The sequence below is a fragment of the Sphingomonas qilianensis genome (genome assembly GCF_039614825.1).
In the GTDB taxonomy this organism is placed as follows: domain Bacteria; phylum Pseudomonadota; class Alphaproteobacteria; order Sphingomonadales; family Sphingomonadaceae; genus Sphingomonas; species Sphingomonas qilianensis.
The window spans coordinates 331034-356019 of the sequence record NZ_JBDIMF010000002.1; the positions used below are offsets into that span (position 1 = coordinate 331034).

The 24986-nt window shown below is 62.3% G+C and carries 22 protein-coding genes and 1 pseudogene; 17 read left to right on the forward strand and 6 right to left on the reverse strand.

Annotation, left to right across the window (positions count from 1 at the left end):
* Together ABC969_RS08075 and ABC969_RS08080 are read left to right on the forward strand one after the other, a co-directional pair.
* A complete protein-coding gene (locus ABC969_RS08075) occupies positions 1 to 981 on the forward strand; it encodes a phytanoyl-CoA dioxygenase family protein (protein ID WP_345864162.1) in 981 nt (326 codons plus the stop codon).
* A 97-nt stretch (positions 982 to 1078) separates the two neighbouring features.
* Positions 1079 to 2239, forward strand: coding sequence for a polysaccharide biosynthesis/export family protein (locus ABC969_RS08080; RefSeq protein ID WP_345864163.1), 1161 nt, complete (start codon positions 1079 to 1081; stop codon positions 2237 to 2239).
* On the opposite strand, the gene ABC969_RS08085 is transcribed toward ABC969_RS08080, so the two are convergent.
* Positions 2229 to 3506: a capsule biosynthesis protein gene (locus ABC969_RS08085; RefSeq protein WP_345864164.1), complete on the reverse strand. Its 1278-nt coding sequence runs from the start codon at positions 3504 to 3506 to the stop codon at positions 2229 to 2231. The genes ABC969_RS08080 and ABC969_RS08085 overlap by 11 nt on opposite strands.
* Positions 3506 to 5395 carry a capsular polysaccharide export protein, LipB/KpsS family gene (locus ABC969_RS08090; protein ID WP_345864165.1) on the reverse strand — a complete coding sequence of 630 codons (1890 nt, stop codon included), beginning with the start codon at positions 5393 to 5395 and terminating at the stop codon, positions 3506 to 3508. The genes ABC969_RS08085 and ABC969_RS08090 overlap by 1 nt, the downstream gene beginning before the upstream one ends.
* On the opposite strand from ABC969_RS08090, the gene rfbC reads away from it, so the two are divergent.
* The 8 genes from rfbC (at position 5385) to ABC969_RS08130 (ending at position 15372) form a co-directional block, all read left to right on the forward strand.
* Complete coding sequence (gene rfbC, locus ABC969_RS08095) at positions 5385 to 5948, forward strand: dTDP-4-dehydrorhamnose 3,5-epimerase (protein ID WP_345864166.1); 564 nt, start codon at positions 5385 to 5387, stop codon at positions 5946 to 5948. The two genes, ABC969_RS08090 and rfbC, sit on opposite strands and share 11 nt — an antisense overlap.
* 1 nt (position 5949) lies before the next feature.
* Positions 5950 to 7011, forward strand: a complete 1062-nt coding sequence (rfbB, locus tag ABC969_RS08100; RefSeq protein ID WP_345864167.1) for a dTDP-glucose 4,6-dehydratase — start codon at positions 5950 to 5952, stop codon at positions 7009 to 7011.
* On the forward strand, positions 7008 to 7922 hold the full coding sequence (gene rfbD / locus ABC969_RS08105) for a dTDP-4-dehydrorhamnose reductase (RefSeq protein ID WP_345864168.1): 915 nt from the start codon (positions 7008 to 7010) through the stop codon (positions 7920 to 7922). Before rfbB ends, rfbD begins: the two co-directional genes overlap by 4 nt.
* Positions 7919 to 8785: a glucose-1-phosphate thymidylyltransferase RfbA gene (gene rfbA, locus ABC969_RS08110; protein WP_345864169.1), complete on the forward strand. Its 867-nt coding sequence runs from the start codon at positions 7919 to 7921 to the stop codon at positions 8783 to 8785. Before rfbD ends, rfbA begins: the two co-directional genes overlap by 4 nt.
* A 1-nt stretch (position 8786) precedes the next feature.
* Complete coding sequence (locus tag ABC969_RS08115) at positions 8787 to 9605, forward strand: 3-deoxy-manno-octulosonate cytidylyltransferase (RefSeq protein WP_345864170.1); 819 nt, start codon at positions 8787 to 8789, stop codon at positions 9603 to 9605.
* A gap of 13 nt (positions 9606 to 9618) precedes the next feature.
* On the forward strand, positions 9619 to 10440 hold the full coding sequence (kdsA, locus tag ABC969_RS08120; RefSeq protein ID WP_345864171.1) for a 3-deoxy-8-phosphooctulonate synthase: 822 nt from the start codon (positions 9619 to 9621) through the stop codon (positions 10438 to 10440).
* A 93-nt stretch (positions 10441 to 10533) separates the two neighbouring features.
* Entirely contained in the window at positions 10534 to 12477 is a 1944-nt protein-coding gene (locus ABC969_RS08125; RefSeq protein WP_345864172.1) for a methyltransferase domain-containing protein, read from the forward strand.
* An 87-nt stretch (positions 12478 to 12564) separates the two neighbouring features.
* Positions 12565 to 15372: a glycosyltransferase gene (locus tag ABC969_RS08130; RefSeq protein WP_345864173.1), complete on the forward strand. Its 2808-nt coding sequence runs from the start codon at positions 12565 to 12567 to the stop codon at positions 15370 to 15372.
* Positions 15373 to 15443: 71 nt separating this feature from the next.
* On the opposite strand, the gene ABC969_RS08135 is transcribed toward ABC969_RS08130, so the two are convergent.
* The gene (locus ABC969_RS08135; protein ID WP_345864174.1) at positions 15444 to 16118 is read right to left on the reverse strand and encodes a class I SAM-dependent methyltransferase; all 675 of its coding nucleotides are present in this window, start codon (positions 16116 to 16118) and stop codon (positions 15444 to 15446) included.
* Positions 16119 to 16323: 205 nt separating this feature from the next.
* Here ABC969_RS08135 and ABC969_RS08140 point away from each other — a divergent pair, with 205 nt between their 5' ends.
* The 7 genes from ABC969_RS08140 to ABC969_RS08170 all read left to right on the forward strand — a co-directional run bounded on the left by ABC969_RS08140 (position 16324) and on the right by ABC969_RS08170 (position 22555).
* The gene (locus ABC969_RS08140; RefSeq protein WP_345864175.1) at positions 16324 to 17487 is read left to right on the forward strand and encodes a KpsE/RkpR family capsule polysaccharide export protein; all 1164 of its coding nucleotides are present in this window, start codon (positions 16324 to 16326) and stop codon (positions 17485 to 17487) included.
* A gap of 44 nt (positions 17488 to 17531) precedes the next feature.
* Entirely contained in the window at positions 17532 to 18275 is a 744-nt protein-coding gene (locus ABC969_RS08145; RefSeq protein WP_345864176.1) for an ABC transporter permease, read from the forward strand.
* Entirely contained in the window at positions 18272 to 18919 is a 648-nt protein-coding gene (locus tag ABC969_RS08150; protein WP_345864177.1) for an ABC transporter ATP-binding protein, read from the forward strand. Before ABC969_RS08145 ends, ABC969_RS08150 begins: the two co-directional genes overlap by 4 nt.
* A gap of 115 nt (positions 18920 to 19034) precedes the next feature.
* Entirely contained in the window at positions 19035 to 20009 is a 975-nt protein-coding gene (locus ABC969_RS08155) for an NAD-dependent epimerase/dehydratase family protein (protein ID WP_345864178.1), read from the forward strand.
* A complete protein-coding gene (locus tag ABC969_RS08160) occupies positions 19996 to 20901 on the forward strand; it encodes a hypothetical protein (protein WP_345864179.1) in 906 nt (301 codons plus the stop codon). Before ABC969_RS08155 ends, ABC969_RS08160 begins: the two co-directional genes overlap by 14 nt.
* Positions 20902 to 21005: 104 nt before the next feature.
* Positions 21006 to 21800 carry an inositol monophosphatase family protein gene (locus tag ABC969_RS08165; RefSeq protein ID WP_345864180.1) on the forward strand — a complete coding sequence of 265 codons (795 nt, stop codon included), beginning with the start codon at positions 21006 to 21008 and terminating at the stop codon, positions 21798 to 21800.
* A complete protein-coding gene (locus ABC969_RS08170; RefSeq protein ID WP_345864181.1) occupies positions 21800 to 22555 on the forward strand; it encodes a fatty acid desaturase CarF family protein in 756 nt (251 codons plus the stop codon). The genes ABC969_RS08165 and ABC969_RS08170 overlap by 1 nt, the downstream gene beginning before the upstream one ends.
* Positions 22556 to 22578: 23 nt before the next feature.
* Here ABC969_RS08170 and ABC969_RS08175 read toward each other — a convergent pair whose 3' ends face one another.
* The 3 genes and pseudogenes from ABC969_RS08175 to metE all read right to left on the reverse strand — a co-directional run.
* The gene (locus tag ABC969_RS08175) at positions 22579 to 22941 is read right to left on the reverse strand and encodes an acyl-CoA thioesterase (RefSeq protein ID WP_345864182.1); all 363 of its coding nucleotides are present in this window, start codon (positions 22939 to 22941) and stop codon (positions 22579 to 22581) included.
* Positions 22875 to 23372 (reverse strand): acyl-CoA thioesterase, encoded by a 498-nt coding sequence (locus ABC969_RS08180; protein WP_345864183.1) that lies wholly within the window; start codon positions 23370 to 23372, stop codon positions 22875 to 22877. Before ABC969_RS08180 ends, ABC969_RS08175 begins: the two co-directional genes overlap by 67 nt.
* Before the next feature lie 2 nt (positions 23373 to 23374).
* A pseudogene (gene metE / locus ABC969_RS08185) lies at positions 23375 to 24955 on the reverse strand (5-methyltetrahydropteroyltriglutamate--homocysteine S-methyltransferase); the annotation flags it as partial.
* Positions 24956 to 24986 lie beyond the last annotated feature (31 nt).

Here is a 24986-nt window from a genome sequence, read left to right on the forward strand (position 1 = left end):
ATGGCGCCTGCGCAAAATCTGCTGCCCGGCATCCCGCTGGTCGAGTCCCCCTTGTTCACGCGATCGCTCGATCAGATGGGACTGACCGAGAACGAGCGCGAGATAGCGCAGCAGCTTCACACGCGCGGCTACGCGGTGATCGACTTTCCCGATGCTGACATTCTCGCGCGGATCGATCGGGTACGGGCGAATCTGACGCCGCGTTTTGGCAGCCACCTCGATGATCCGGCGAGCATCAAGGCGATTGGCGATCAGCGCATTCAGGATGCCTGGACCTTCGACGAGGACGTCATGGCGATCGCCGCCAGCCCGGGCATCGTAGATCTGTTATCGAAATTGTACGGTCGTCGTGCGTTTCCGTTTCAGACGCTCAATTTTCCCGTAGGCACGCAACAGCATCCGCACAGCGATTCGATCCATTTTTCCAGTTTGCCGGAGCGCTTCATGTGCGGTGTGTGGCTGGCGCTGGAAGATATCCACCCGGACGCCGGACCGCTATTATATCTGCCCGGCACGCATAAATGGCCGATCATCAGCAATGCGATGATCGGGCGACGTGGGTTCAAGGATGTTGAGACGCCGGCGCAACAGCCGTTCGAACAGGCCTGGATGGCGATGGTCGATGCGGTTGGGATCGCGCCGGAAACCTTCCTGGCGCGCAAAGGGCAGGCGCTAATCTGGGCGGCAAATCTGCTCCATGGCGGCAGCCCGCAGCATGATCCAACGCTGACGCGATGGTCGCAGGTCACGCATTACTATTTCGACGACTGCATTTATTACACGCCAGCCTATTCGGATGAGGCGGTGGGGCAATTCGCGGTGCGCAACATCGTTGACATCTCGACCGGCAAACCGGTGGCGAATCGCTATCTTGGCGCGCCGATCACGGCCCCCTCAAGCGCGCGGGGCAAAAGAGGACGCTGGCACAAACGGCTGGCGCGCGTGGTTATGGAGCGGTTTGGGGGCAGCGCTCGATACTGACGACACTACAACAGCCATGTCATTGCGTTTCTTTCCGAGGCGGTGGTAAAGGCGCGCCAACGCTTCTGGCCGCGTAATTTCCAGGATAATGTTTTTCATGTTGAATGCTGTGTTGCCGCAAACCGGCCCGCGCCCGACGGCCGTTGGCATCTCCTGTATCGTTGCCCTGCTGCTGGGTGGGTGTGCGACCCTGCCGTCAAGCGGCCCAACCGGGCGCCAGATTACGCGCGCCGCCGGTGATCCCGAGCAGCCACTGCCGTTTCCGCTGATAGAGTTGGATACGCTAGCGGCCGTGCCTGGGCCGCAAGCACCAGTCTTGTCATCGCTGCCTGCCGGAATTGCCCCCCCGACCGACCTCATTGGGCCCGGCGACGTGCTTGAGATCAACATTTATGAACCCGGTGTCGCGTTGTTCGGCAGTTCTGGCATGAGCGGTGCTGGCGGGCAGGGCGTTACCGACTCGTCAGCTAGGGTCCAAAAACTGCCGCTCATCCGCGTCGATGATGGTGGCATCATCCGCATTCCTTTTGCGGGTGACATTCGCGCTGCCGGGCACACGGCGGCGCAGGTACAGACGATGATCCGGACGGCGCTGCGCGGCCTGTCTCAGGATCCGCGTGTTCTGGTGACGATCCAGCAGTCGATAACTAACAGCGTCATTCTGGGTGGCGAGGTCACCCGTCCGGGCCGGCTTGTGCTGAGCACCAACCGTGAAACCCTGTCCGACGTGATCGCACTGGCGGGCGGCGTACGCGGCGACGCGAAGGACGTCGTCGCCCGCATCAACCGCGATGATCGCAGTTACGACGTGCGCGTAAGTGATCTGCTGGCGGGCGTGCAGGACAATGTTCAGATTTATCCGGGCGATCGCATCACGTTGGTCAGCTCGGCACAGACTTTCTCGGTTATGGGGGCTCCGAACCGAGTCGAGGAAATCCGCTTTACTCGCTCGGCACTGACGCTGGCTGAAGCAGTGGCGCAGGCGGGCGGTTCTAGCCCCGACCGTGGCGATCCCGCGGCGATCTTCGTGTTCCGCTTCGTGCGTAATGCCGATGGCACGGAGCAGCCGACCGTATACCACCTGAACATGATGCGCGCCGGAGCTTATTTCATCTCGCAGCGTTTCGCGATGCGCGATAAAGATGTGCTGTACATCGGCAACGCGCGGGCCAATCAGCCAAGCAAGCTCATCCAGATATTCAGCCAGCTCTTTGCACCGATCGTCACCGTGCGGCAGACGCTCAACACTAACAATTAAACGGGCGGAGCAGCCGCTCCGCCGCGCTGGCGACCAAGATGCGCGTGGCGGACTGGCTCGCCAGCCCGCCACGCACCAAACAATAATCGTGCAGACAGCGCAGGAAGGCGTCATAAAGTTCGCGGCGCGGCGGGGTGGGGGCCGACCAAAACGTATCGAGAGGCCCTTGATGCGTAATACCTGGCATTGAATAGATTGCCGACCCCAGCGTGATCACGGGGCGCCCCTCTGCCAGCGCAAACGTGGCCGAGGTGCTGTTCACCACGACTACGCCGCGCGATCCTACCGCCAGATCGTTCAGGTCGCCGCCAGCCACATGAAGCACGCGATCGGCAATACGCAGCCGCTTGGCGTGCGCGGAAATTAAGGTGCCCCAATCGCGAAATGAAATATCGAGCGGATGCTCCTTGATAAGTAACAGTGAATCCGCCGGCGCATGCTCGGCGAAGCTCGCCATCACATAATCGACCGCTTGGTGCATCGTGCTAAACGGGGAATGCGCGCGGATCTGGTAATCGGTGCTTAGCTGCAGTGGAAACAGGAAGTAGCTGCCCGGCACCACCGCCGCGAGCGTGCGCTCTGCCTCTCGTGCGACGCGCTTGCGCAGGGCCAGTTTGCGCAGCCAGGCGATACCCTCGCTTAGAATCGAGCCCGGTCGGTGCGACCAATAATGCGGGTAGCGGCGTAGAAGTCTTCCGACACATACATAGTGATAGTGCCAATAGCTATCGCGTGCGCGCCTTTTGGAATTTGCGATGATTGGCGGCAGATTCGGCACCGGCGGCAGATCGGTCGCTCGCGCTAACAGCCGCTGCGGGTCTCGCTCGAACCGCGAATTGCCATTTACCCCGCTTAGTTCCAGCGTCATCCAATTTGGCCGGATATATCCTTCTTCGAACACATGCACTTGGATATGGCGCAGTTGTGCCATTTGTCGCGCGGCGATGTGCACGGGGCGGCAATCGCCAAACAACAGGACGTCGGTCACCCCGTGGCCACGCATGAAGCGATCGACATACAACGTCCAATCCGACATTCGGCCGCGATAATTCACCGCTTCGCCAGGCCAGTCGTAATCATCACCACCGCTGAGATTGATTCGGTGCACGACGGCGCCATCGCGGCGCAATCTTTGCGCTAGTTCCCAGAAAAACGGACCGGGCGGTCCCTGCAGCATCAGGAACGTCCGCTCCCCGGCCGCCTTAGGGGCTGGCGTAGCCGCCGTTTTGCCGGCCGGTCCAAAATCGACCATTGTGGAGCTGTTCATCATCGTGCTCCGGGCATGCGGCGGACGTAACGCCGCATCTTGCCAACCAGTCGCCGGGCGATGACCAGTGGCGTATTTTGACGACGGACCCCCGCGGCGATGCGTTTTACGAGAATTTCGGGCGGGCAGGGTAAGCCAGTGATGGGGTCGAGATAGCGCGGATATTGCATCAAGGTCGCCGCAACCAATTCGTCCAGCGAGCGCCGCGTGGTGCGGCGCGCTGGAACCGGTCCGAGATCCTCGGTCAGGCCCCAGCCGGCGTAAAAGGGGACGCCGTGTGTCGTGACAGATGTGCCGCGCATCAATGCTTCGAACCCGGCGAGCGAAGTCAGTACATGGAGGTGATCGGTCGCATCGATCAACGCGGTTATTCCTACGTCGCGCGCAATGGCATCGGCAAGGGTCAGTACCACATCGTCCGCAATATGGCCCTTGCGATGTCCGGCGTCGACGTCCGGGTGGGGGCGGTACGTGATATGCGCCTGGGGCTCGCGCTCGCGGACGCGACGCAGCAGTTCTAGGTTGGACACGATGCCACCCCCTCCCTTCAGCACCGATTGGTCGTCCTCCACCTGGCCAGTGATCAATACCCGTCGGCGGTCACAGCTGGTGCGCGCCAATATCTGCGTGCCCTGAGCGTATTTACTAATTCCTTGTGCGACGATGGTTGTCCGCAGCGCCCGCGCGCGTTCAAGCAGATCGCGGTCGAAGTCTCCATGCTGCAGCAGCATTTCCAGTTCGCTTGGCCGTGCGGGGTCGTAATGCGCACTCTGCGCATCGACGACGATCGATAGGGGCGGGACGCAATCCGCGCCAAGCCCGACCGAACGAATGAACCCGTCCTCAAGCTGGTACACCGGTGTATTGTTATGGGCTAGCTCTAGCAGAACAGACGCTGGCGTGCGCGCGATCCAGGCCGCGGCAGCCCCGTCAGGCTGGTCGATCGTGCCATGGAAACGGTCAACCATGCTGCCATCCCACAGTAGCGGCGCGACGGCTTCGCGCTTCCAGTGGGCCACGCCGTAAATGCGCCTGATAGGGCGGTTGGCGTCGATTAGCATGCGCCAGAAGCCGAGTAGTTCGACGAACCGCGACGGCCCCACCTCAGCGCGCGAAAAGGGATCTTCGAAGCGGACGCTGCCAAGCAACTTCGCCAGCCGAGCGACGGGATCGATCGCCTCGCTTCCAGGGTCGAGCGAGCTTTGCGGGGTCCCCGCGATGGTGGCGATAAGCCCAACTTCGTCCTCGGCATCGGTCCATAGTTCGGTGGCGCGGGTCAGCAGGTACCATGGATCGCATGGGCCGATCACCACGCTGGCCGCATTCGCGCCGCTAGTCAGCGCTGCAGCGGCATCGGGGAACCAATACGTCGCCCGCAAGCGACGAGTTTCAGCCAGTGCTGCGGCGCGCTGATATTGCCCGGCATCACGCGGGCGCACCAAAACGTCGCTGTTTGCGCTCACTGGGTGTGAGTCCCAGAAAGTGCCACCGACGCGGTGGTGGCGCATGGCCTCGATACAAGCGGCGACCTCCTCCCGCGTCCGCGCATCGAATGGCTGCGGGATCACCCACTTATCGGGCTTGCGGCCTGGAAATGGCGGCACTGCGAATAGCGAGGACGGCTGCATCGCCGGCCACCAACGAGGGGCTCGTTGATCTGTCACGCGGATATTCGAGGCTTCATCGCGCCAGCTGTGGGGCCAGTCGCATTTGCGCAGTGCGCGGGGGTTAAATTCTTGTGCGACAACACCAATCCGATAATGGGTGGGCAATGAGACCGGCGACGCACTGTCACAGACGGGTTGAAACCGGTAGCCTAATCTTTTAACGCGTGCCGCTGCGGACTGTCGCAGCGGATTGGCAGTATCGGGATAGTTGATGAAGTTCAATTCTTTAGACCTAGCAGGTCCGATGGAAATCGAACTGTCTCGTTTTTCCGACGATCGTGGCTATTTCGTGGAAACATTTCGCGAGATGAAGTTTTTCGAGGAAGCTGGCGAATATCGCTTCGTTCAAGATAATCAGTCGCTGAGCACTCGCTGCGGTACGGTTCGCGGCATTCATTTTCAGACCCATCCGTTTGCGCAGGGAAAGCTGGTCAGTTGTCTTGCGGGGTCGGTTTTTGATGTCGCGGTGGATCTTCGCGCGGATTCGCCTAATTATGGCAAGTGGGCCGGTGTTACGCTCTCGGCTGTCAAGGGCAATCAACTGTGGATCCCGCCGGGTTTCGGTCACGGCTTTTGCACACTCGAGCCGGACACCGTGGTAAGTTACAAGGTGACGGCTTATTACAGCAAGGCGGATGACCTGGGCGTCGCGTGGGATGATCCCGATATCGCTATTACTTGGCCTGCTGTGGCTGATGCGACATCACTATCGCCTAAAGATCGTGCCCAGCCCGCATTGGCGGCGCTTCCCCCTCTCTTTTCGCTTAAGGATTAACATGCGCATTCTGGTGACCGGCGGGGCCGGTTTCATTGGCTCGGCCCTTGTGCGTCATCTCGTGCTCGACAAGGGCTATGACGTGCTCAACGTCGATGCGCTGACCTATGCCGGCAATCTCGCCTCGTTGCGCGCCGTCGAAGGCCGGCCCGGTTACCGCTTCCTGCAAGCGGACATTTGCGACCGCGCCGCAATGGATCTTGCCGTGGCCGATTTTGCCCCAGACCGCATCATGCACCTGGCCGCGGAGAGCCATGTCGACCGGTCGATCACCGGGGCGGCCGATTTCGTCCAGACCAACGTGATCGGTACGTTCACGCTGCTCGAGGTGGCGCGGGTTTATTGGGCGGGGTTGGCCGCAGATGAGCGTGACGCATTCCGCTTTCTGCACGTTTCGACCGATGAGGTTTATGGCTCGCTCGCCGACACCGGATTGTTCGAAGAGACGACTCCGTACGATCCGAGCTCGCCTTATTCGGCGTCCAAAGCGGCCTCGGATCATCTCGCCAAGGCGTGGCACCGCACCTATGGGCTGCCCGTGGTGGTTTCGAACTGCTCGAACAATTACGGGCCGTTCCATTTTCCGGAAAAGCTCATTCCGCTGACCATTCTCAATGCCCTCGCCGGCGAAAAGCTGCCGATCTACGGCACCGGCGAGAACGTGCGTGATTGGCTGTTCGTCGAGGATCACGCCCGTGCGCTGGATCTGATCGCCGAACGCGGCCGCGTCGGCGAGACGTATAATGTCGGCGGGCGCAACGAGCGGCAGAATATCGACGTCGTACGACGCATCTGCCAGGTGCTCGACCGTCTCGCCCCGGGCAACCAACCGCGCGAGGAACTGATCGAATTCGTTACCGATCGGCCGGGCCATGACGCCCGTTATGCCATTGACGCGACCAAGCTGGAAACCGAACTGGGCTGGACGGCGCAGGAGGATTTCGACAGCGGCATCGAGAAGACGGTGCAATGGTATCTCGATAATGACTGGTGGTGGCAGCCCTTGCGCGATGCCTATGCCGGGCAGCGGCTGGGGCTGCCGACAGGTGCCAAAGCCGCATGAGGATCGCCGTCACGGGACGTGAAGGGCAAGTGGTCCGGGCGCTGATCGAGCGCGGCGGCGCAGCGGGGCACGTCGTGCTGCCGCTCGGGCGCCCGGAACTGGACCTGACGTCAAGCGCCGCTGCGATCCACGCTGCGATCGCTGCCGTCCACCCCGACGTTATCGTCTCGGCGGCGGCGCATACAGCTGTGGATCGCGCCGAAAGCGAACGCGATCTCGCCTTCTCGATTAACGCGACCGGCGCCGAGGCGGTGGCGCAGGCGGCGCGCTCGCTCGGCGTGCCGCTGGTGCATCTGTCGACCGACTACGTGTTCGATGGCACCAAGCCGACGCCGTATGTGGAAAGCGATGCGACCGGCCCCAGCGGGATCTATGGTGCGTCCAAGCTGGCCGGCGAAAAGCTGGTTCGCGCGGCGCAGCCGGATAGCGCGGTGCTGCGGACGGCCTGGGTATACAGCCCGTTCGGTGCCAATTTCGTCAAAACGATGCTGCGTCTGGCGGAAACGCGCGACGAACTGGGCGTGGTGGCGGACCAGCGCGGCAACCCGACCAGCGCGCTCGATATTGCCGATGGCGTGATCGCCGTCGCCGCGCATCTCGTTGCTGACCCCGATCCGGCGCTGCGCGGTATTTTTCATATGACCGGCGGCGGGGAGGCAAGCTGGGCCGAGTTGGCGGAGGCCATTTTCGTGGCATCGGCGGCGGCTGGCGGGCCTTCCGCCATGGTGCGCGCGATCCCCACGACGGACTATCCCACGCCGGCCCCGCGCCCGGCCAATTCGCGGCTCGACTGCACATTGCTGGAAGCGCGCCACGGCGTGCGCTTGCGGGACTGGCCGATGGCGCTGCGTGCCGTCGTCGCCCGCCTCAATGATCCATCTGCTAAGACCGACGGAGTATCAGTATCATGAAGGGTATCATTCTAGCCGGAGGCAGCGGGACGCGGCTCTATCCGATGACGCTGGCGGTCTCCAAGCAGCTGATGCCAGTCTATGACAAGCCGATGATCTATTACCCGCTGACCACGCTGATGCTGGCCGGCATTCGCGAGGTGCTGATCATAACCACGCCGCATGATGCGGGTAATTTCGAGACATTGCTCGGCGATGGATCGCAATGGGGCATGGCAATCAGCTATGCCGTGCAGCCCGAGCCCAAGGGGCTGGCGCAGGCTTATACGATCGGCGCCGATTTCGTTGCCGGCGGCCCGTCGTGCCTTGTGCTTGGGGACAACATCTTCTTCGGGCACGGCCTGCCTGCCGCACTGCAAAGCGCGCGCGGCCGTCCGGATGGGGCTACCGTGTTCGCTTATCATGTCGCGGATCCGCAACGCTATGGCGTGGTCGACTTCGACCAGAACATGCGGGCGCTGAGTATCGAAGAAAAACCAGCCAACCCCAAGTCGCATTGGGCAGTCACCGGGCTGTACTTTTACGATGCGGAGGTGGTGAATATTGCGGCAAATCTGCAGCCATCGGAGCGTGGTGAGCTGGAGATCACCGATATCAATCGCGTGTATCTCGAGCGTGAGAAGCTGTCGGTCGAGGTGATGGGACGCGGCTATGCCTGGCTGGACACGGGCACGCCGGACAGCCTGCTTGAAGCGGGCGAATTCGTCGCCACGCTGGAACGCCGGCAGGGTATGAAGATCGCCTGCCCCGAGGAAATCGCCTGGCATATGGGCTTCATCGACGATGCCGGTCTCGAGCGTTCCACCGTCCGGTTGGGCAAAAGTGATTACGCGCGCTACCTTCGATCGCTGTTAGCCGCGTGACATGAGCGGGCCAGCCACCCCCGGTGTGGGGATTATCATCCCCGCGCGCTTTGCCTCGACGCGTTATCCGGGCAAGCCGCTGGCCACATTGGCGGGCGCCGGCGGGGTGGCGCGCACGCTGATTGAGCGCAGTTGGCGTGCGGCCTCCGCCGTGCCGGGGGTGGATTTCGTCGCCGTGGCGACGGACGATACACGCATTGCCCAAGAGGTCGAGCGGTTCGGCGGCACGGCGATCATGACGCCGGAATCCTGCGCCAACGGCACCGAGCGCTGCGCGGCAGCGGTCGCGCAGATGGCCAACCCTCCTGAGATTGTCGTCAACCTGCAAGGCGATGCGCCGCTCACTCCCGCCTATGTCGTGACCGATTTGATCGCGCGCTTGCGCGGCGATGCCAGCGCGGCGATGGCCACGCCTGCGGTGCGCTGTACGCCGTCGCTGTATCGCCATCTGACCGATGATCAGAAGGCCGGCCGCGTCGGTGGCACCACGGTGGTGGCGGACGGGCAATCGCGGGCGTTGTATTTCTCCAAGCGTGTTTTGCCTTATCTCCCGGACGACTGGCCGGACGATCGAGCGTGTCCGGCGTTTCTGCATCTCGGCGTCTATGCCTATCGTCCAGCGGCGCTCGCGGCCTATGCGGCCTGGCCGGTCTGCGTGTTGGAGCAGGTCGAGGGGCTGGAACAGCTCCGCTTTCTTCATTATGGCGCGCCGGTGGCGATCGTCGAATGCGCCGCACCGGATTGGGATGTGGTCGAACTGAACAATCCCAGCGACGTGCCTATCGTCGAGGCGATGCTTCGCCAGCGTGGATCGGATTGATGGGACGAACCGAATGAAGCTCTGCGGTCACGATATAGCGCTGGGCCAGCGCCCGTTCCTGATCGCCGGGCCATGCGTGATCGAAAGCGAGGCGTTGTGCCTGGAGATCGCCGAGCATCTGAAGCAGATCGCCGAGCGGCAGGGGCTGCTGGTTATCTTCAAGGCGAGCTTCGACAAGGCCAACCGGACCTCAGGTACGTCGTTCCGCGGCGTGGGCATGCACGAAGGCCTGCGTGTGCTGGAGAAGGTGCGCCGCGAAACCGGTCTGCCGATCCTGACCGACGTCCACACGCCGGAGCAGTGTGTGGCGGCGGCTGAGGTGGTAGACATGCTGCAAACCCCGGCGTTTCTCGCGCGGCAAACCGATCTGATCGAGGCGGCGGCAGCCTGCGGCAAGCCGGTCAATTTCAAGAAGGCGCAGTTCATGGCGCCGGCCGACATGGTGCCGCTTATCGCCAAGGCCCGCGCCGCGGCGACGCGCGCCGGCGTCGAGCCCGATAATTTCACGGTCTGCGAGCGGGGCACGAGCTTCGGCTACAACAACCTCGTGGTCGACATGCGCAGCCTGGTGCAGATGCGCGATACTGGTTGCCCGGTCGTGTTCGATGCGACGCATAGCGTGCAATTGCCCGGCGGGCTGGGCACGTCATCGGGCGGGCAGCGCGAATTCGTCCCCTATCTGGCGAAGGCGGCGGCGGCGGTCGGCGTGGCAGGCTTCTTCATGGAATGCCATCCGCGGCCGGATGAGGCGCTGTCGGACGGGCCGAATGCGATGCCGCTTCGGGAGATGGAGGCGGTAATGGGTAGGCTGGCGGATATTGCCGGCTGTGCGTAATCTACCGGCACGTCGAGCGTTCGCGCTGGAATCGGCTGCTGGGCGGGCCGGCCTAATCTTCCTTCAATCCCGGCGCGGGGAAAGACACTAATCATGCATCATACTGCGTACATCATCGGCGGCATGGCAATGGAGACATATTGCCCGCGCGACGGCGCTAGGATCCTGGAAGTGGGATCCTATGCCGTCAACGGTGCGCTGCGCGATCATGCATCGTCCGCCAACGAATATGTCGGCCTCGATATCGAGGCCGGGCCTGGCGTGGATGTCGTCGCACAGCCGGGCAAGCCATTCCCGCTTGAGGACGAACAGTTCGACATGATCCTGGCGTCGTCAGCATTCGAGCATGACGATGCCTTTTGGGTGACCTTTCTCGAAATGTGTCGGAAGGCGAAGCCTGGAGGGCACATTTATATCAGCGTGCCCTCCAACGGGCTGGTGCACCGCTACCCGCAGGATAATTGGCGCTTCTATCCCGATTCGGGGCTTGCGCTGGCCAAATGGGCGCGCAGTCAGAACCTGGATGTTATCTTGGTCGAAAGTTTCATCGCCGAACGCGATCGGGATACCTGGAACGATTACGTCGCGGTGTTCCGCAAGGGGCCGACGGAAGCCGACCTCAATGACGACTTTCTGTACCAGCGCGTCGCCTGTTCGAATGCGATCACTTGGCAATCGGATGCGATCATCAACCGCCGTGACCGCACCGAAGATATGGTGCTGATCGAGACTATCTCGGCAAGCGCGACCCGGCTGGAGGCGGATTTAGCCGACAAGGCACGGGACCTCGAGCAGACGATTTCGAGGGTTGCCGAGGCGGACGGCGAGATTGCGCGGCTCAGCGGCCGCGAACGGCAATTGGCCGAGGAGTTAGCGGTCAGCGAAACGGCGTTCCACGAAAAGGCCGCGGCCTTCGACACGCTGTCGCACGCACTTTCCGAAGAGGCGGCACAGGTCGGCAAGTTGCGTGAGCAAGTCGCGGCGTCCGATCGGGAGATCGGCCAGCTGCGCGAGCATGCCGCGGCGCTCGACACGCGAATCGCCAAATTTGCAGACGCGCTGGGCGAAAAAGACGCTCAGATCGAGGCCGATGCCAACCGGCTCGAAGCGTTGGAGGCCGAACGATATGCGCTCGCCAATCGACTGGCCGACAGCGACAGTACGCTGCGTCAGCGTGAGGAAGAGATCGCGCAGGCCTGGTCTGAGCTTGAGGCCGAGCGGGAATCGAAGGTTGCTTTGCAGGCGGCGTTCGATGCGCTGAGCGACCGTCTCAAGGCGCAGGCGCTCAAGTTGGACGAAGAAAGCGCCTGGACGTTCAAGCTAGCGGGCGAGCGCCGCGCGGCGGAGCAGCGTGCGGAGGCCGCGGCGGCGGCGCTGGCGGCCGAGCGGGCGGCGTCGACACGCGGGTTGCAAGACTTGCGAGCGGCGACCGAGGCACAGGCTGCCGCGGAGCGCCGCGCAGCGGACGCGGAGGCGGCGCTGCAGGCGGATTCTTCCTCCGCGCGGGGCTCGCCCGATCTGCAGGATCGATCGGGGCAGCGGATCGACCGTCAGTTCGACAGGATCGCCGAGCTGATCAATCTGCTGCGCGTGCGTGAGGAAGAGATCGCCGATACGGCGCAGCGCGGCGATAGCTTGCAGCAGCAGATCGACGCCATGCGTCAGCAACAGGTCTCGGCAAACGCCGATCTGGCCGACGCGCACAAGCAATTGCGCGCCGCGCAGCTGGAGCTCGCCACGCGTTCTGGCGCGCTACACAACGAGCAGTCGCGGGCCAAGAAGAATGGCGAACGACTGGAATGGCTCCGCGCCGTCAACCGGGTGCTGTCGGCCGGGGACAGGGGTTGGTGGGCGTTCGTGCCGCCGTCGTGGCGTCGCCAACGCGATCTTCGCGCATTGCAACGCCGGGGGCTGTTCGACGCGACGGCCTATCTGGAGCGCTACCCCGATGTCGCCGCGGCGCGCATGGATGCGCTGCAGCACTTCATCTGCCACGGCATGATGGAAGGCCGGCGAGGCAATACCGACATCGATTGAGCCCGCGGCGCTGACGGCGCTGAATTTGTTATCGGTATTGGCCGGAATTGATCATCGACAGGCTCGCCCGCGACCCGTCATAAGGAAGTGCAGACGGTGAATTCACCAACACGAAATTGGACTATATCGCCTCAGTCGATGGGCTTGACCCAGAAACAGGTAGAGATCGCGGAAGCGGCGTTCGATCGCGATTTCTATCTCGCCGCCAATCCCGAGCTGGATGACCGCGGCGTTGATCCCTTCGTTCATTATATGACGCAGGGCTGGCGCGAGGGGCGCGATCCGAGCGCGCATTTCGAGACGCTCGCCTATCTCATGGCGCACCGCGATGTGCTGCGCGCCGGCACCAACCCCTTCGTGCATTGGCTGGAGGCCGAGACGAACGTCGGATCCGGTTCGACCTGGGCTGGTCTGGATAGCGCTGCGACCGTGGCGCCTGTGCCGGTTTCAGCGGCAGCGGTGCCCGTCGCTTACGCGGCCCAAGCGGCAGCGCCCGTCGTTTACGCGGCTCAGCCTGCTGAAAGTTTAGCGCCACTGTTTTCGGGCGAGACCGAGCCCGAAGGCGGCTACAACCCCACCGGACTGGAAGGGCTGACCGCGCGCGAGGTCGCAACGCTACGCGAAGCGTTCGACATCGACTATTATCTTGCTCAGGATACGGCGCTGGCGACGCTCGCCGACCCGTTCCTGCATTACATGGCAGTCGGCTGGCGGCGGAAGCTCGATCCCTCGCCAGATTTCTCGACCGAATATTATCTGAAGTCGCACGCCGACATCGCCGCCGCCGGCATCAATCCCTTCCGTCACTGGGTGCTGTTTGGCCGGGATGAGCGTCGCGGGGCTTTATCGTTTCGGCAGGGGCTGGCGAAGGTCACCGCTCGCCCGAGCGTCTCGGCTATCGTGCCGAATTACAACCATGGGCGCTTTCTGGCGCAGCGCATCGATTCCATTCTGTGCCAGACCTACGACAATATCAGTATTACTGTGCTCGACGATTGTTCGTCGGACGATAGCCGCGATGTCATCGACGAGTATGTGGCGCGATACCCCGGCCGGATTCGCGCGATCTACAACGAAACCAATTCGGGCGGCGTCTTCCGCCAGTGGCGCAAGGCGATCGCTGAGACCGAGGGTGATCTGGTCTGGATCTGCGAAAGCGACGATTTCTGCGAACCGGATTTCGTCGAAAGGCTGGTACCGCATTTTCGCGACCGCAGCGTGCATGTCGCTTTCGGGCGCATTCTGGAAACCGATATCGATGGTGTTCCGAATGATTCGCTCGACACCTATCGCGAAAATGCTGAACCCGGCATCTGGGATGTCTCGCTGGTGCGGCCGGCGGCGGAATGGTTCGCTAATGGCTTTGGCGTGAGCAACGTCATCGCCAACGTCGGTGGGTGTTTGTGGCGTCGGGCGCCGATTTCCGACGACGTCTGGCAGGAAGCGCAGACCTACCGGGTCGTCGGCGACTGGTATCTATATATCCAGGTTGCCGGCGGTGGACAGATTGCCTGGGAGCCGAGCGCGGTATCGTACTTTAGGCGGCATGGATCAAATACGTCGTCCAAATCCTTTCAGGGCCCGAATTTCTACAACGAGCTTGAACGGCTGATGGTGACACTGCGATCCGCGTGGACCGTTCCCGAAGCGACCGTGCGCCACTTTTACAGTCACATCGTCCGCCAATATGAGTGGTTCGAACTGGAACCCAAATTTGGGCCGCTCGAACGGCATTGCAGCCTTACCAAAATGCTGCAGACCCAACGAACGCGGCCCCATTTGCTGATGGCGATGTACGGCTTTATCCCCGGCGGCGGGGAAAATTTCCCTATCCACCTTGCAAACCATTTGGTCGCCGCCGGCTGGCTGGTGTCGTTCATTATCTTCGAGACAAGCACGACGAACGAGTTCATGCGCCGGTCGCTGAACCCCGCCGTGGCGATTTATGAAGCTGCTTGGGCGGTCGAATACGGAGCGCAACGCTTTCTTGACGAGGCCGGGATCACGATCATCCATTCGCATACGGTCGGTGCCGAAATGCGCTTTTTCCATATTTGGAAGGTCGATGATTCCGTCGCCTATGTCGTGACCTTGCATGGCTCGTACGAAGCTTCCGAACTGGGGCCGGAGATGGTTCGGCAACTGGCGGCCCCGGTCGACCACTTTGTCTATACGGCCGACAAAAATCTCAAGCCTCTGGAGCCGCTTCGGCTACCGGCGGAGCGGTTCACCAAATTGCCCAACGCCATGCCGATCGATCCCGCGCCCTTCCCCCGGACGCGGGCCGAAATGGGTATAGCGGACGATGCGATCGTCTTCACGCTCGTCGCGCGCGGCATCATCCGCAAGGGGTGGCGGGCGGCGGTCGGCGCGTTCGTCGAGCTCCGGAAGCGCCATCCTGGGCGGTCTATGCATCTGTGTTTGGTGGGCGAAGGCGATACGCCCGACGCGCTGGCGAAGCTGCATGGCCGCGATCCCGATATCAGCTTCCTTGGATATCAATCGCATATCAACGGGCTTTACCGCATGACCGACGTCGCCATCGTACCCACCCGTTTTTCGGGGGAGTCGTTCCCGCTGTGCATCATCCAGGCGCTGCAGGTCGGCACGCCGGTGGTCGCCTCGGACGTCGGTGAGATCCGCTCAATGCTGATCGAGGATGGTCGAAAGGGCGGCATCGTGATCGATCCGGTGCGCGACACCAAGAAATTCACGCACAACCTGCTGCTTGGGATGGAGCAAATGCTCGATGCGCCCACCCGCGCGCGCTACGCCGCCGGCGCGGCGCTGCTCGGCGAGCATTACGACATGGATCGACTCGTCAAGGTTTACGCTGATCTTTACCGCCGCGTGTTAGCGGCGCCGCGTGATCACGGCGAAAGCCAGATTATGTAGTTCGAAGTCGCCTCAAAAGGGCTTTGCCAGAGATCGTAACGCCCCGGCGCGATATTGCTTTACCGTTTAGCCTATAGCGCTGTAGCGTATATTGATTTCTCTGCCAAAACGGCAAACGAATGGGCGAAGGTCGAATGGATTGCGACATGCCCATCGCGCGGTGTCGGAAGCATCACCGCGACCGCCAAGCCCCCCCACATCTGGCCCATGATATCGCTACGATCGTAGAGCATGCCGGGCACGAAATCGAGATCCAGCATGTGCACGTACGGGCTTTCATTCCATGGCGCGTGTTCGATCCCGCGCCGGACGGCGGGATTGGCGCTGTCGTGCATCACGACGACGGTGGGCCGCGTTTTCGGTCGATACCGCAGACATTCGATCAAATCGCGGAGCACGCCTTCCTCGGAATGACTGCCATCGACCAGTATAAAATTGATCTCTCGCGACGAATTATTCGCATCGTCGATAATCTTCGGCAAGGTTTCCGCTGAGTCTCCCGTGATAAACCTTGTATTTGGAAATCGAGACCCGTGATCGATCGTATCGATATCAAACGTATAGACGTTTTGGCTGGCCGCGGCGATTGCTGCAAGGCTGCCGCACTGAAAAGTTCCAATCTCGATACTTATATCGGGCTTGATCCGGTCCAGTATATAAAGCAGCGCACAGCGCTCGCTAAACTGCATGTGCCATTCATTGCCCGCGCGCACATCAAACAGCAGATCTTCAATTGCTTTCGACAACGTCCATCCCCATTTTCTTCTCGAAGAACTACTGCTTGTCGCTTAGCGCGGACTAATCAACCGGGCAATAAGTTATCACCGTGTTGCGGCCTTAACCGGCGCGCCGCGAGGCCTGCGCTCAACGCCGGCCGAGCCGCCCCCCCGCTCGGTCGAATCGCCGGTGGGGGGCTAGCCCCGTCTCGAAAGTCCGCTAAAGGGGAAACCGATGAATGATCAGAATCTTGCCCTTGCCGTGCGGACGACTCGCAGCACCAATTCGAAGCTGACGGGGTGGTTTCACAGCCGCCGCTGGTTCTTGTTGTTCGTAGGCCTGCCGACCCTGTTGGCCATCGTATATTACGGCCTGATCGCTTCAGATCAATATATGTCGCAATCGCGGTTCGTAATAAAAAGCCCCAGCCAGAAACAGTCGCAGATGTCGACGCTGGCCAATCTTATCCAGACCACCGGCCTGTCTTCGGGGCAGGAGCAAACCAACGAGGTGCTGGATTATCTGCGCTCGCGCAACGCGCTGGTCGATCTGCAAAAACGCACGAACGTGCGCGCGGCATTCGGAATGCCCGACATAGACGCCTTGTCGCGCTATCCCGCGCCGTTCAAGGATGATCGGTTCGAGAACCTGTTCAAATATTACGGCTCCAAGGTAGAGACGCGGCTGGACAACGATTCCGGGCTCGCCATCCTGGAGGTGCGCGCCTTCACTTCCGGCGATGCGCGCGCGATCAACGCCGAATTGCTCGGGCTATCCGAAGCGCTGGTCAACCGGCTTAACGATCGCTCGCGCCTCAAGGCAATAGCCGAAGGTGAGCGGCGCGTGGCCGGAGCCGAGGCGCGGATGCGTCGCGCGCGTGCCGCGCTTGGCGTATTCCGCAATTCTACTGAATTGATCGATCCGGCAAAACAGGCGGTCGGCGTGTACGATGTATCCAACAAGCTCATCGCCGAGCAGGCTGGGCTGAAGGCGCAGCTTGATCTCATGCAGCGGGTCACGCCGCGCAATCCGAACATTCCATCGTTGCGTGGTCGGGTTGCGGCGATAGGCGCCGCGATTGCCGCTCAGAACGGCCGCGCCGTCGGCGGCAGCGGTGCGATCGCGTCCAACTTGGGCAATTACGAGAATTTGTCGCTCGAGCAGGAATTTGCCTCCCAAATGCTGACGGCGGCCAATGCCTCGCTCGAACAATCGCGCTCCGAGGCGCAAAAGCAGCAATTCTATCTCGAGCGCGTGGTTGAACCGAACGCACCCGATCTTGCACTGTATCCCAACCGCCTGATCAAAATCCTGACGATCGCCGCCGCCGCGCTGGCGCTTTACCTGATCGGCTGGATGCTGGTCGTCGGTATTTTGGAACATGCGCCCGAAAAATGAGCGGCATGGCTTCCTTTCGAGAAGGCTGGCGCATTCAGACGCGGGTGATCGGCGCGCTGATGATCCGCGAGCTGACGACGCGTTTCGGGCGCGAGAATATCGGCTTCCTGTGGATTATGGTTGAACCCTTGCTGTTCGCCGGGCTGGTTGGCCTCGTGTGGCGGTTCATGCATGGGCCGGAGGAGCACGGTGTCAGCGTGATCGCGTTCGTCGCGACCGGATACATACCGCTTACGCTGTTCCGTCACGCCGTGTCGCGCGCGTTGGGAATCTTCACCGCCAATGGCAGCCTGATGTATCATCGCCAGATCAAGATACTCGATTTCGTGTTGGTGCGTTTTCTGATCGAGATGATCGGGACGATGATGGCCTACGTCTTCATCGCGACGTTGCTGATCGCGATCGGCGAATTTCCCGTGCCGCACGATATTGGCTACCTCCTTGTGGGTTTCGTGATCTACGCGTTCTTCACACTGTCAATCTGCTTGATGGTCGCGCCGTTGAGCGAGATGTCGGAAGTGCTCGAGAAGTTCATGCCGGTGACCGTTTACATTATGGTTCCGTTCTCCGGGACATTCACGATGGTGTCCTGGCTGGCCCCCGGCGCGCAGGAGATCATGCTGTATTCGCCGCCGGTCAGCGCGATGGAATTGATGCGGTATGGCATCTTCGGCGATCGGGTGACGCCGCATTTTGATGTCCCCTATGCGATTGGGGTGTCGATGGTATGCATGTTGGTCGGGCTGGTGTTGTGCCGCCGCATCCGCAAGACGCTGGTGGTCGAATGATCATCTGTGAAAACCTGCACAAGTCCTACCCGATGGGGCATGGCAAGAAACATGTCCTGAAGGGGCTCGATTTCCAGATTCGAAAAGGCGACCATGTCGGTTTCCTCGGGCGCAACGGCGCCGGAAAGACGACGCTGATCAAGCTGATTGGCGGCGTGGAAATGCCAACCAGTGGCACCGTGCGGCGTGAAATGAGCGTGTCGTGGCCGCTGGGATTCGGCGGCGGGTTCCAGGGCAGTCTTACCGGCTATGACAATGCCCGGTTCATCGCGCGAATCTACGGCCAAGATTATGACATGATCCGCGGCTTCGTCGAGGATTTTACTGAGCTTGGCCGGCAATTGCGTATGCCGGTAAAGACCTATTCCTCCGGCATGAAGGCGCGGCTCGCCTTCGCGCTGTCGATCGCGATCGAGTTCGATTGCTATCTGATCGACGAGGTGATCCTGGTCGGCGATCATAACTTTCACGAGAAGTGCCGTTATGAATTGTTCGAGAAGCGCGGCGATCGCGCACTGATCCTCGCCTCCCATAGCGCGGATACGATTCGCGAATTCTGCAACCGTGCGATGGTGCTGAGCGACGGCAAGGGCGTGATGTACGGCGACCTTGACGAGGCGCTCACCATCTACAACGCGCTTTGAGCCGGGTCGCTTTATCGCGCGGGTTCGCCGTGCCAGGGCATGGCCGCGCAAGGTCGAGCCCGCCGACGAACCGCTATGCCGATTTGTCCCTTACGAGAAACGCCTCATGGTAAATATGGACACTTCGAGAGTGGTCGGGGTGCTCGGCGCCAACGGCTTCATCGGTCGGCATCTCGTCCGGCGGCTTCGTGCCAACAATATCCCAGTGATCGCGTTCGGGCGAAACTTCCCCCCTGATTACGATGAGATTATCGGCTTCCGGGTCGACACGCGAATCATCGATCTCACGGACGTGCTCGAAACCCATGCTCTGCTGCAAGGCGTGACAACTGTCGTGCAATTGATCAATTCGTCGAGCCCCGGCATGGCGAATAATCGGGTCACGTCTGACATTACCGTTAATATCCTGCCGCAGGTCAGCTTCATCGAATCCTGTATCATGGCGGGCGTCGGATCGTTCGTGTTCATGTCGTCCGGGGGCACCATCTACGGCAATCCGCATTCGGTGCCGATTTCCGAGGATCACCCGACCAGGCCGCTTAATTCCTACGGTATGACCAAAAAGGTCGTCGAACAATATCTCGACATGCTCACCGGCCCATCCGCCATGGGGTATGCCGCGTTGCGCGTTTCCAACCCGTTCGGGCCGGGGCAGGACAACAAGCGCGGGCAGGGCCTCGTCGCTACCGTCATCAAGAATCATGAACGCGGCCTGCCCGTGACAGTGTGGGGGGACGGCACCAGCCTGCGCGATTATATCTATATCGACGATCTGATCGATGCGATAATGTCCACGATGGACCGGCCCGCCGTGCGACGCCCGATCAATATCGGCAGCGGCGTCGGCAAATCCATCCTCGACGTGATTGGATCGCTCGAACGCGCGATCGGCGAGCCGATCATGGTCGAATTCACTAGCGCACGCCCGACCGACGCCAGTTCCAATGTGCTGGATCCAACGCTCGCCGCCGATCTGCTTGGTTGGCGGGCGCAAACGAGCTTTGACGAGGGGATCGCCCGCACGGTGGCGGCGTGGAACGTCAAGCCGCGCGGACCTCGCGGCGGAAGCGCTTCGATTGATCGGGTTTGATGTGAAACGCTCGGCACTTGTCTGGCTGCTCGCCATCGCGGCTGCCGCTTCGGCGCACGCGCAGAAGGCAGAACCTGCTCCTCAGGCGGCATCGCCAGCGCCCTCGGTGCCCCCACCCTCTGGGCTTGCGCCTGACCTCAGCCGGGTCGATCTCCTGGGCAACAACAACAAGGAGCGTTGGCGGATCGAGATCGAGAACAGCACGGATGCGAACCTGTTGCTCCGCTCGATCGATCCTGCCGGGGGGGAGCGCACGATCTGGACAGTCGATCGTCAATCGGCCGAAGTGCGGTCAGGATCGGGATGGTTCGTCGAAAATCTGTCGAGCGACAATCCGATTCACCCACAGCGGACGATCGGCTTCTCCGGCATCGCCATCAACGACAATACGGCATTCATTCAAAGCGCCTACGGCATCTACGGCGAGGCGCGGCGTCTGCCCGGCACAGGCGCGTCGCAGGCAAGCGAATTCAACGCGTTGAACGGCGGCACGACCGTTGATATTGATCCCTATAACGCACTTGGCGCTATAACGGCAGCGACGTGGCTTTCTGCCGGCCGCACTGATTTAACGTACAACAATCCGGTATCGGCTGCCGCGACAGTTATTCCAAACGGGGCTGTATTTCGACGCGGGTTGGTTTTTCGCGTTGGATCACTGGACGAAAAAGGTACGCTCGAAGCACTAACATTGCCGGCCGACTACCGTATTAGCTGGTACAGCGGCGCGGGCAAGCCGATCGCTAATATTTCCGCGAATGTACATGGTGGTGGAACTTTAAACATTGGAAATCTTCCCGTTCATGCCGACAATCAGGCGGCGGCCAAGGCGGGGCTCACCGAAGGTGATCTCTACCGGAGTGCAGAAGGCCAACTTATGGTCAGATACTGATCGAGACCTATAGACGGTCAGTTGTACGTTATGCCTGTCCAGTTGGGCAGACGAGGCAGTCGTGCAGCCTTCCACCATCATTTTCAATGCTCTTAGGGACACCCATGCATCCCCTCTACGACCCCGTCGCCGCCGCCATGCGCGAGGTCGCGTCCGCGATCATCCTGCCGCGCTTCCGCAACCTGGCGGCGGGCGAGGTGCGGGACAAGGCGCCGGGCGATCCAGTGACGATCGCCGATCAGGAATCGGAAGCGCGGCTGACCGAGGCATTGGCGGCGCTGACGCCGGGCAACCGCGTCGTCGGCGAGGAAGCGGCGTCGGATGATCTTTCGCTGCTCGGCGATCTCGGGCAGGGGCGCATCTGGGTGATCGATCCGCTGGACGGCACCAAGAATTTTGCCGAGGGCAAGACGCCGTTCGCGGTGATGGTCGCGCTGCTCGACGAGGGCCGGTGCGAAGCCGGCTGGATTCTCGATCCGGTGTCCGGGCGGATGTGCCATGCAGTGCGCGGCGGCGGCATGTTCTTCGATGGTGCACGCGTCATGGCGCGGCCGACCGGCGCTGCGCAGCCCCGTGCGGCAATTGCGCTGCATTTCCTGTTGCCAGAGCGACGCGCTGATATCGAGACACGCGCTGCCGGGCGGCTCGATCTGGTGGCGATCCCGCGTTGCGCCGGCGAGCAATATCCGCGGTTGATCGACGGGCAGAACGATATCGCCTTGTTCGAACGAACGATGCCGTGGGATCATCTGGCTGGCGCGCTGATGGTGGAGGAAGCCGGCGGCAAGGTCGCGCGTCCCGATGGCAGCGATTATCGCGCGGCGATCGGCGGCAAGGGGCTGCTGGCGGCAGCCTCGCCGGCGCTGTGGGAGACGGGCGCGGCAACCCTGTTCGGCTGATGGCAAAGCTTGACCTGCCCGGTGGGCTCGGTCACCAGAGCCGCGTCATGTTGCTCTCGCGTCTTGCGGTCGGCGCCTTTGTGGCGGCCATGATCGGGATCCTCGCCCTTGCCGTGCGCGATGTGGGGCTGTGGACGGTGCCGGCGTTGTTGGTCGGCTGGTTTCTCGCCGATGCCGCGTCCGGTCTGACGCATATGATCATGGATTATCGTCCCTGCCCGTCGGGGCGGGGGCTGGCGCAGATTTATTTTTACGAAGGCAGCCGTGAATCGGCGGATTACGTGCAGTTGCGCGATGCCGCGATGGCGCGGATCGGGCCACTCGATCGGCTGACCTATGATTTCAAGAATCATCATCCGCGGCCCGATGCGCTGGGGCGGCGCAGCGTGTGGCGGCAGATCGGCTCGACGGTCATTGTCGGCACCTTGCCGGTGTCGCTGCTGCTGCTCGCGCTATGGGCGGTGGTCGATTTGCCAAGCGCGGTGATGGCCGGGGGCTTTTCCTTCCTGTTGGGCTCGGCCTTCGCGCAATATTTCCACGGCACGCTGCACCGCGACGACAATCCCCGCATTGTCCATGTAATGCGCGCCTGCCGCCTGCTGATGACGCCGGCAGCGCATGAAAAGCACCATGCGACGCTCAAGCAGGATTTCGCCACCAATTGCGGCTGGTCCAATCCGGTGATCAACCCGCTGTTCCGCGCTGCGCACCGTGCGGGATATTTGCGCGACGAAGGGCTCGAGCCGCACCACTAGGGTGGGCGCCCGCTGTCCTGCCCCTACCTGGTCGGGGTGCCCACCCCATGCGGCAAGGGCCGCCCTGCCGGATCCACCGCCACCATCGTGAACGTGGCCGTCGCCGCATGCTCGCGGCGGCCAGTGAGCAGATTTTCGGCATGCAGATCGACCAGGATCGAGACCGAGCTGCGCCCCGTCATGCGCACGCGCGCGATGCATTCGGTCATTTCGCCCTCGCGGATCGGCGCGCGGAAATCGATCCGGTCTGAGGCGGCCATCACCATCACGGCGCGCGCGTGGCGCGTGGCGGCGATGAACGCGGCGCGGCCCAGCATCTTCAACGCGTCGCCGCCGTAGAGCGTGCCGTAATGATTGGTCTGCGAGGGAAAGACGATGTCGGCCATGTGCAGCGCGCCATCGTCGCTATCGGTGATCGCCGCCTCAAGCGGGGGCAGCGGCAACCGCGTATCGGCGCCCTTGATCGCCACCAGCGTGAACAGACCACGCGTGCACAGCCGCCGCTCGCGCTGATCAATTCCTCGGCGACCAGTTCGACCTCGACATCGAGCGAGCTGTTGCCGACGCGGACGATGCGCCCGGTCGCCTCGATCAGCTCGCCCAGCCGCGCCGGTGCGGTGAAATCGATCCGCTCGCACGATGCGGTGACGAAGGGCGCGCGGCCGTGGCGCGCAGCGGCAAGGAACGCGACCTTGTCCATATGCGCCAGCGCCACGCCGCCGAACAACGTGCCGTGATGATTGGTATCGCCGGGGAAGATCATATCGATCAACTGCACGGCGCCGCCCGCCACCCTGATCACGCTGTTCGTCGTCATCGTTATACCTTTACCAGATCGGCCCGCAGCGTTCGCGCCGCCGCGACCATTGCGGCGATCGCCGGTTTCACCTCGGCCCAGTTGCGCGTCTTCAGACCGCAATCCGGGTTTACCCACAATTGCTCGGGTTGGAGATGCGCTTGCGCGAGACGCATCAGCGCGACCATCTCCGCCTCGCCCGGCACGCGCGGCGCGTGGATATCGTACACGCCGGGCCCGATCGCACTGGGATAACGATAGCGCGCAAAACCTTCGAGCAATTCCATCTGCGACCGCGCCGTCTCGATCGAGATGACATCGGCGTCCATCGCGCCGATCGCCGGCAGGATATCGTTGAACTCCGAATAGCACATATGAGTATGGATCTGCGTGGCATCGGCAACGCCGGCGGCCGACAGCCGGAAGCACTCCACGGCCCAAGCGAGATACTGCTCCCAGTCGTGCTGGCGCAGCGGCAGGCCCTCGCGCAGCGCCGCTTCGTCGATCTGAACCGCCCGGCAGCCGGCGGCTTCGAGATCAACGACCTCGTCGCGGATCGCCAGCGCGATCTGACGGCACGACGCGGCGCGCGGCTGATCGTCGCGCACGAACGACCAGTTGAGGATCGTCACCGGGCCGGTGAGCATGCCCTTCACCGGGCGGTCGGTGAGCGACTGGGCATAGCGCCACCAGTCCACCGTCATCGGCGCGGGGCGCGACACATCGCCGTACAGGATCGGCGGACGGACGCAGCGCGAGCCATAGGATTGCACCCAGCCACTCACCGTGAAGGCGAAGCCCGCCAGTTCCTCGCCGAAATACTGCACCATGTCGTTGCGCTCGAATTCACCGTGCACCAGCAGATCGAGCCCGACGTCCTCCTGCCAGCGGATCGCCCGTGCAGTCTCGTCCTGCAGGAACGTGGCGTAGGCCGCCGCGTCGAGATTGCCACGGCTATGCTCGGCGCGGGCATGGCGCACCTCGGCGGTCTGGGGGAACGAGCCGATCGTCGTGGTGGGAAAGGCCGGCAGGCGGAGCGCGGCGGCCTGAACGCCGCGCCGCACGTCATAGGTCGAGCGACGCTGGCGCATGTCGGGCGTGGCGGCGGCGGCGCGCGCGGCGACGGTCGCGTCATGGATGCGCGGCGACGTGGTGCGTGCCCGGGCCGCGGCGCTGGAGGCGGCCAGTTGCTCGGCGACACTGTCGCGCCCGTCGTTGAGCGCGCGCTTGAGGATCGCCAGTTCGTCGATCTTTTGTACCGCGAAGGCCAGCCACTGCGTCAGCTCGGCATCCAGCTTGCGCTCGAGCGCCAGATCCACCGGGGTATGCAGCAGCGAGCAGGATGGCGCGAGGATCAGATCGCGCGTCGCCGCGATCGGCTCGAGCCTTTCGAGCAGCGCCGCCAGATCGGCGCGCCACACGTTGCGACCATCGATCACGCCAAGCGACAACAGCTTGTCGGCAGAGACGGCGGCCAGGACGGCGTCGAGTTGCTCGGGCGCTCGGACCAGATCGATGTGCAGCCCCGCCGTCGGCAAGGCGGCGGCCAGCGCAAGATTGTCGTCGAGCGCGCCGAAATAGGTCGTCAGCATCAGCTTCACGCTGCTGTGCGCCGCGCATCCGCTTGCCGCAATG

Excerpts from the sequence above, each read along its gene's own strand:
- ABC969_RS08075 (WP_345864162.1), top strand. The coding sequence starts at position 1 with ATGGCGCCTGCGCAAAATCTGCTGCCCGGCATCCCGCTGGTCGAGTCC.
- ABC969_RS08080 (WP_345864163.1), top strand. The coding sequence starts at position 1,079 with ATGTTGAATGCTGTGTTGCCGCAAACCGGCCCGCGCCCGACGGCCGTT.
- ABC969_RS08085 (WP_345864164.1), bottom strand. The coding sequence starts at position 3,506 with ATGAACAGCTCCACAATGGTCGATTTTGGACCGGCCGGCAAAACGGCG.
- rfbC (WP_345864166.1), top strand. The coding sequence starts at position 5,385 with ATGAAGTTCAATTCTTTAGACCTAGCAGGTCCGATGGAAATCGAACTG.
- rfbB (WP_345864167.1), top strand. The coding sequence starts at position 5,950 with ATGCGCATTCTGGTGACCGGCGGGGCCGGTTTCATTGGCTCGGCCCTT.
- rfbD (WP_345864168.1), top strand. The coding sequence starts at position 7,008 with ATGAGGATCGCCGTCACGGGACGTGAAGGGCAAGTGGTCCGGGCGCTG.
- rfbA (WP_345864169.1), top strand. The coding sequence starts at position 7,919 with ATGAAGGGTATCATTCTAGCCGGAGGCAGCGGGACGCGGCTCTATCCG.
- ABC969_RS08115 (WP_345864170.1), top strand. The coding sequence starts at position 8,787 with ATGAGCGGGCCAGCCACCCCCGGTGTGGGGATTATCATCCCCGCGCGC.
- kdsA (WP_345864171.1), top strand. The coding sequence starts at position 9,619 with ATGAAGCTCTGCGGTCACGATATAGCGCTGGGCCAGCGCCCGTTCCTG.
- ABC969_RS08125 (WP_345864172.1), top strand. The coding sequence starts at position 10,534 with ATGCATCATACTGCGTACATCATCGGCGGCATGGCAATGGAGACATAT.
- ABC969_RS08140 (WP_345864175.1), top strand. The coding sequence starts at position 16,324 with ATGAATGATCAGAATCTTGCCCTTGCCGTGCGGACGACTCGCAGCACC.
- ABC969_RS08150 (WP_345864177.1), top strand. The coding sequence starts at position 18,272 with ATGATCATCTGTGAAAACCTGCACAAGTCCTACCCGATGGGGCATGGC.
- ABC969_RS08155 (WP_345864178.1), top strand. The coding sequence starts at position 19,035 with ATGGACACTTCGAGAGTGGTCGGGGTGCTCGGCGCCAACGGCTTCATC.
- ABC969_RS08165 (WP_345864180.1), top strand. The coding sequence starts at position 21,006 with ATGCATCCCCTCTACGACCCCGTCGCCGCCGCCATGCGCGAGGTCGCG.
- ABC969_RS08170 (WP_345864181.1), top strand. The coding sequence starts at position 21,800 with ATGGCAAAGCTTGACCTGCCCGGTGGGCTCGGTCACCAGAGCCGCGTC.
- ABC969_RS08175 (WP_345864182.1), bottom strand. The coding sequence starts at position 22,941 with ATGGCCGACATCGTCTTTCCCTCGCAGACCAATCATTACGGCACGCTC.
- ABC969_RS08180 (WP_345864183.1), bottom strand. The coding sequence starts at position 23,372 with ATGACGACGAACAGCGTGATCAGGGTGGCGGGCGGCGCCGTGCAGTTG.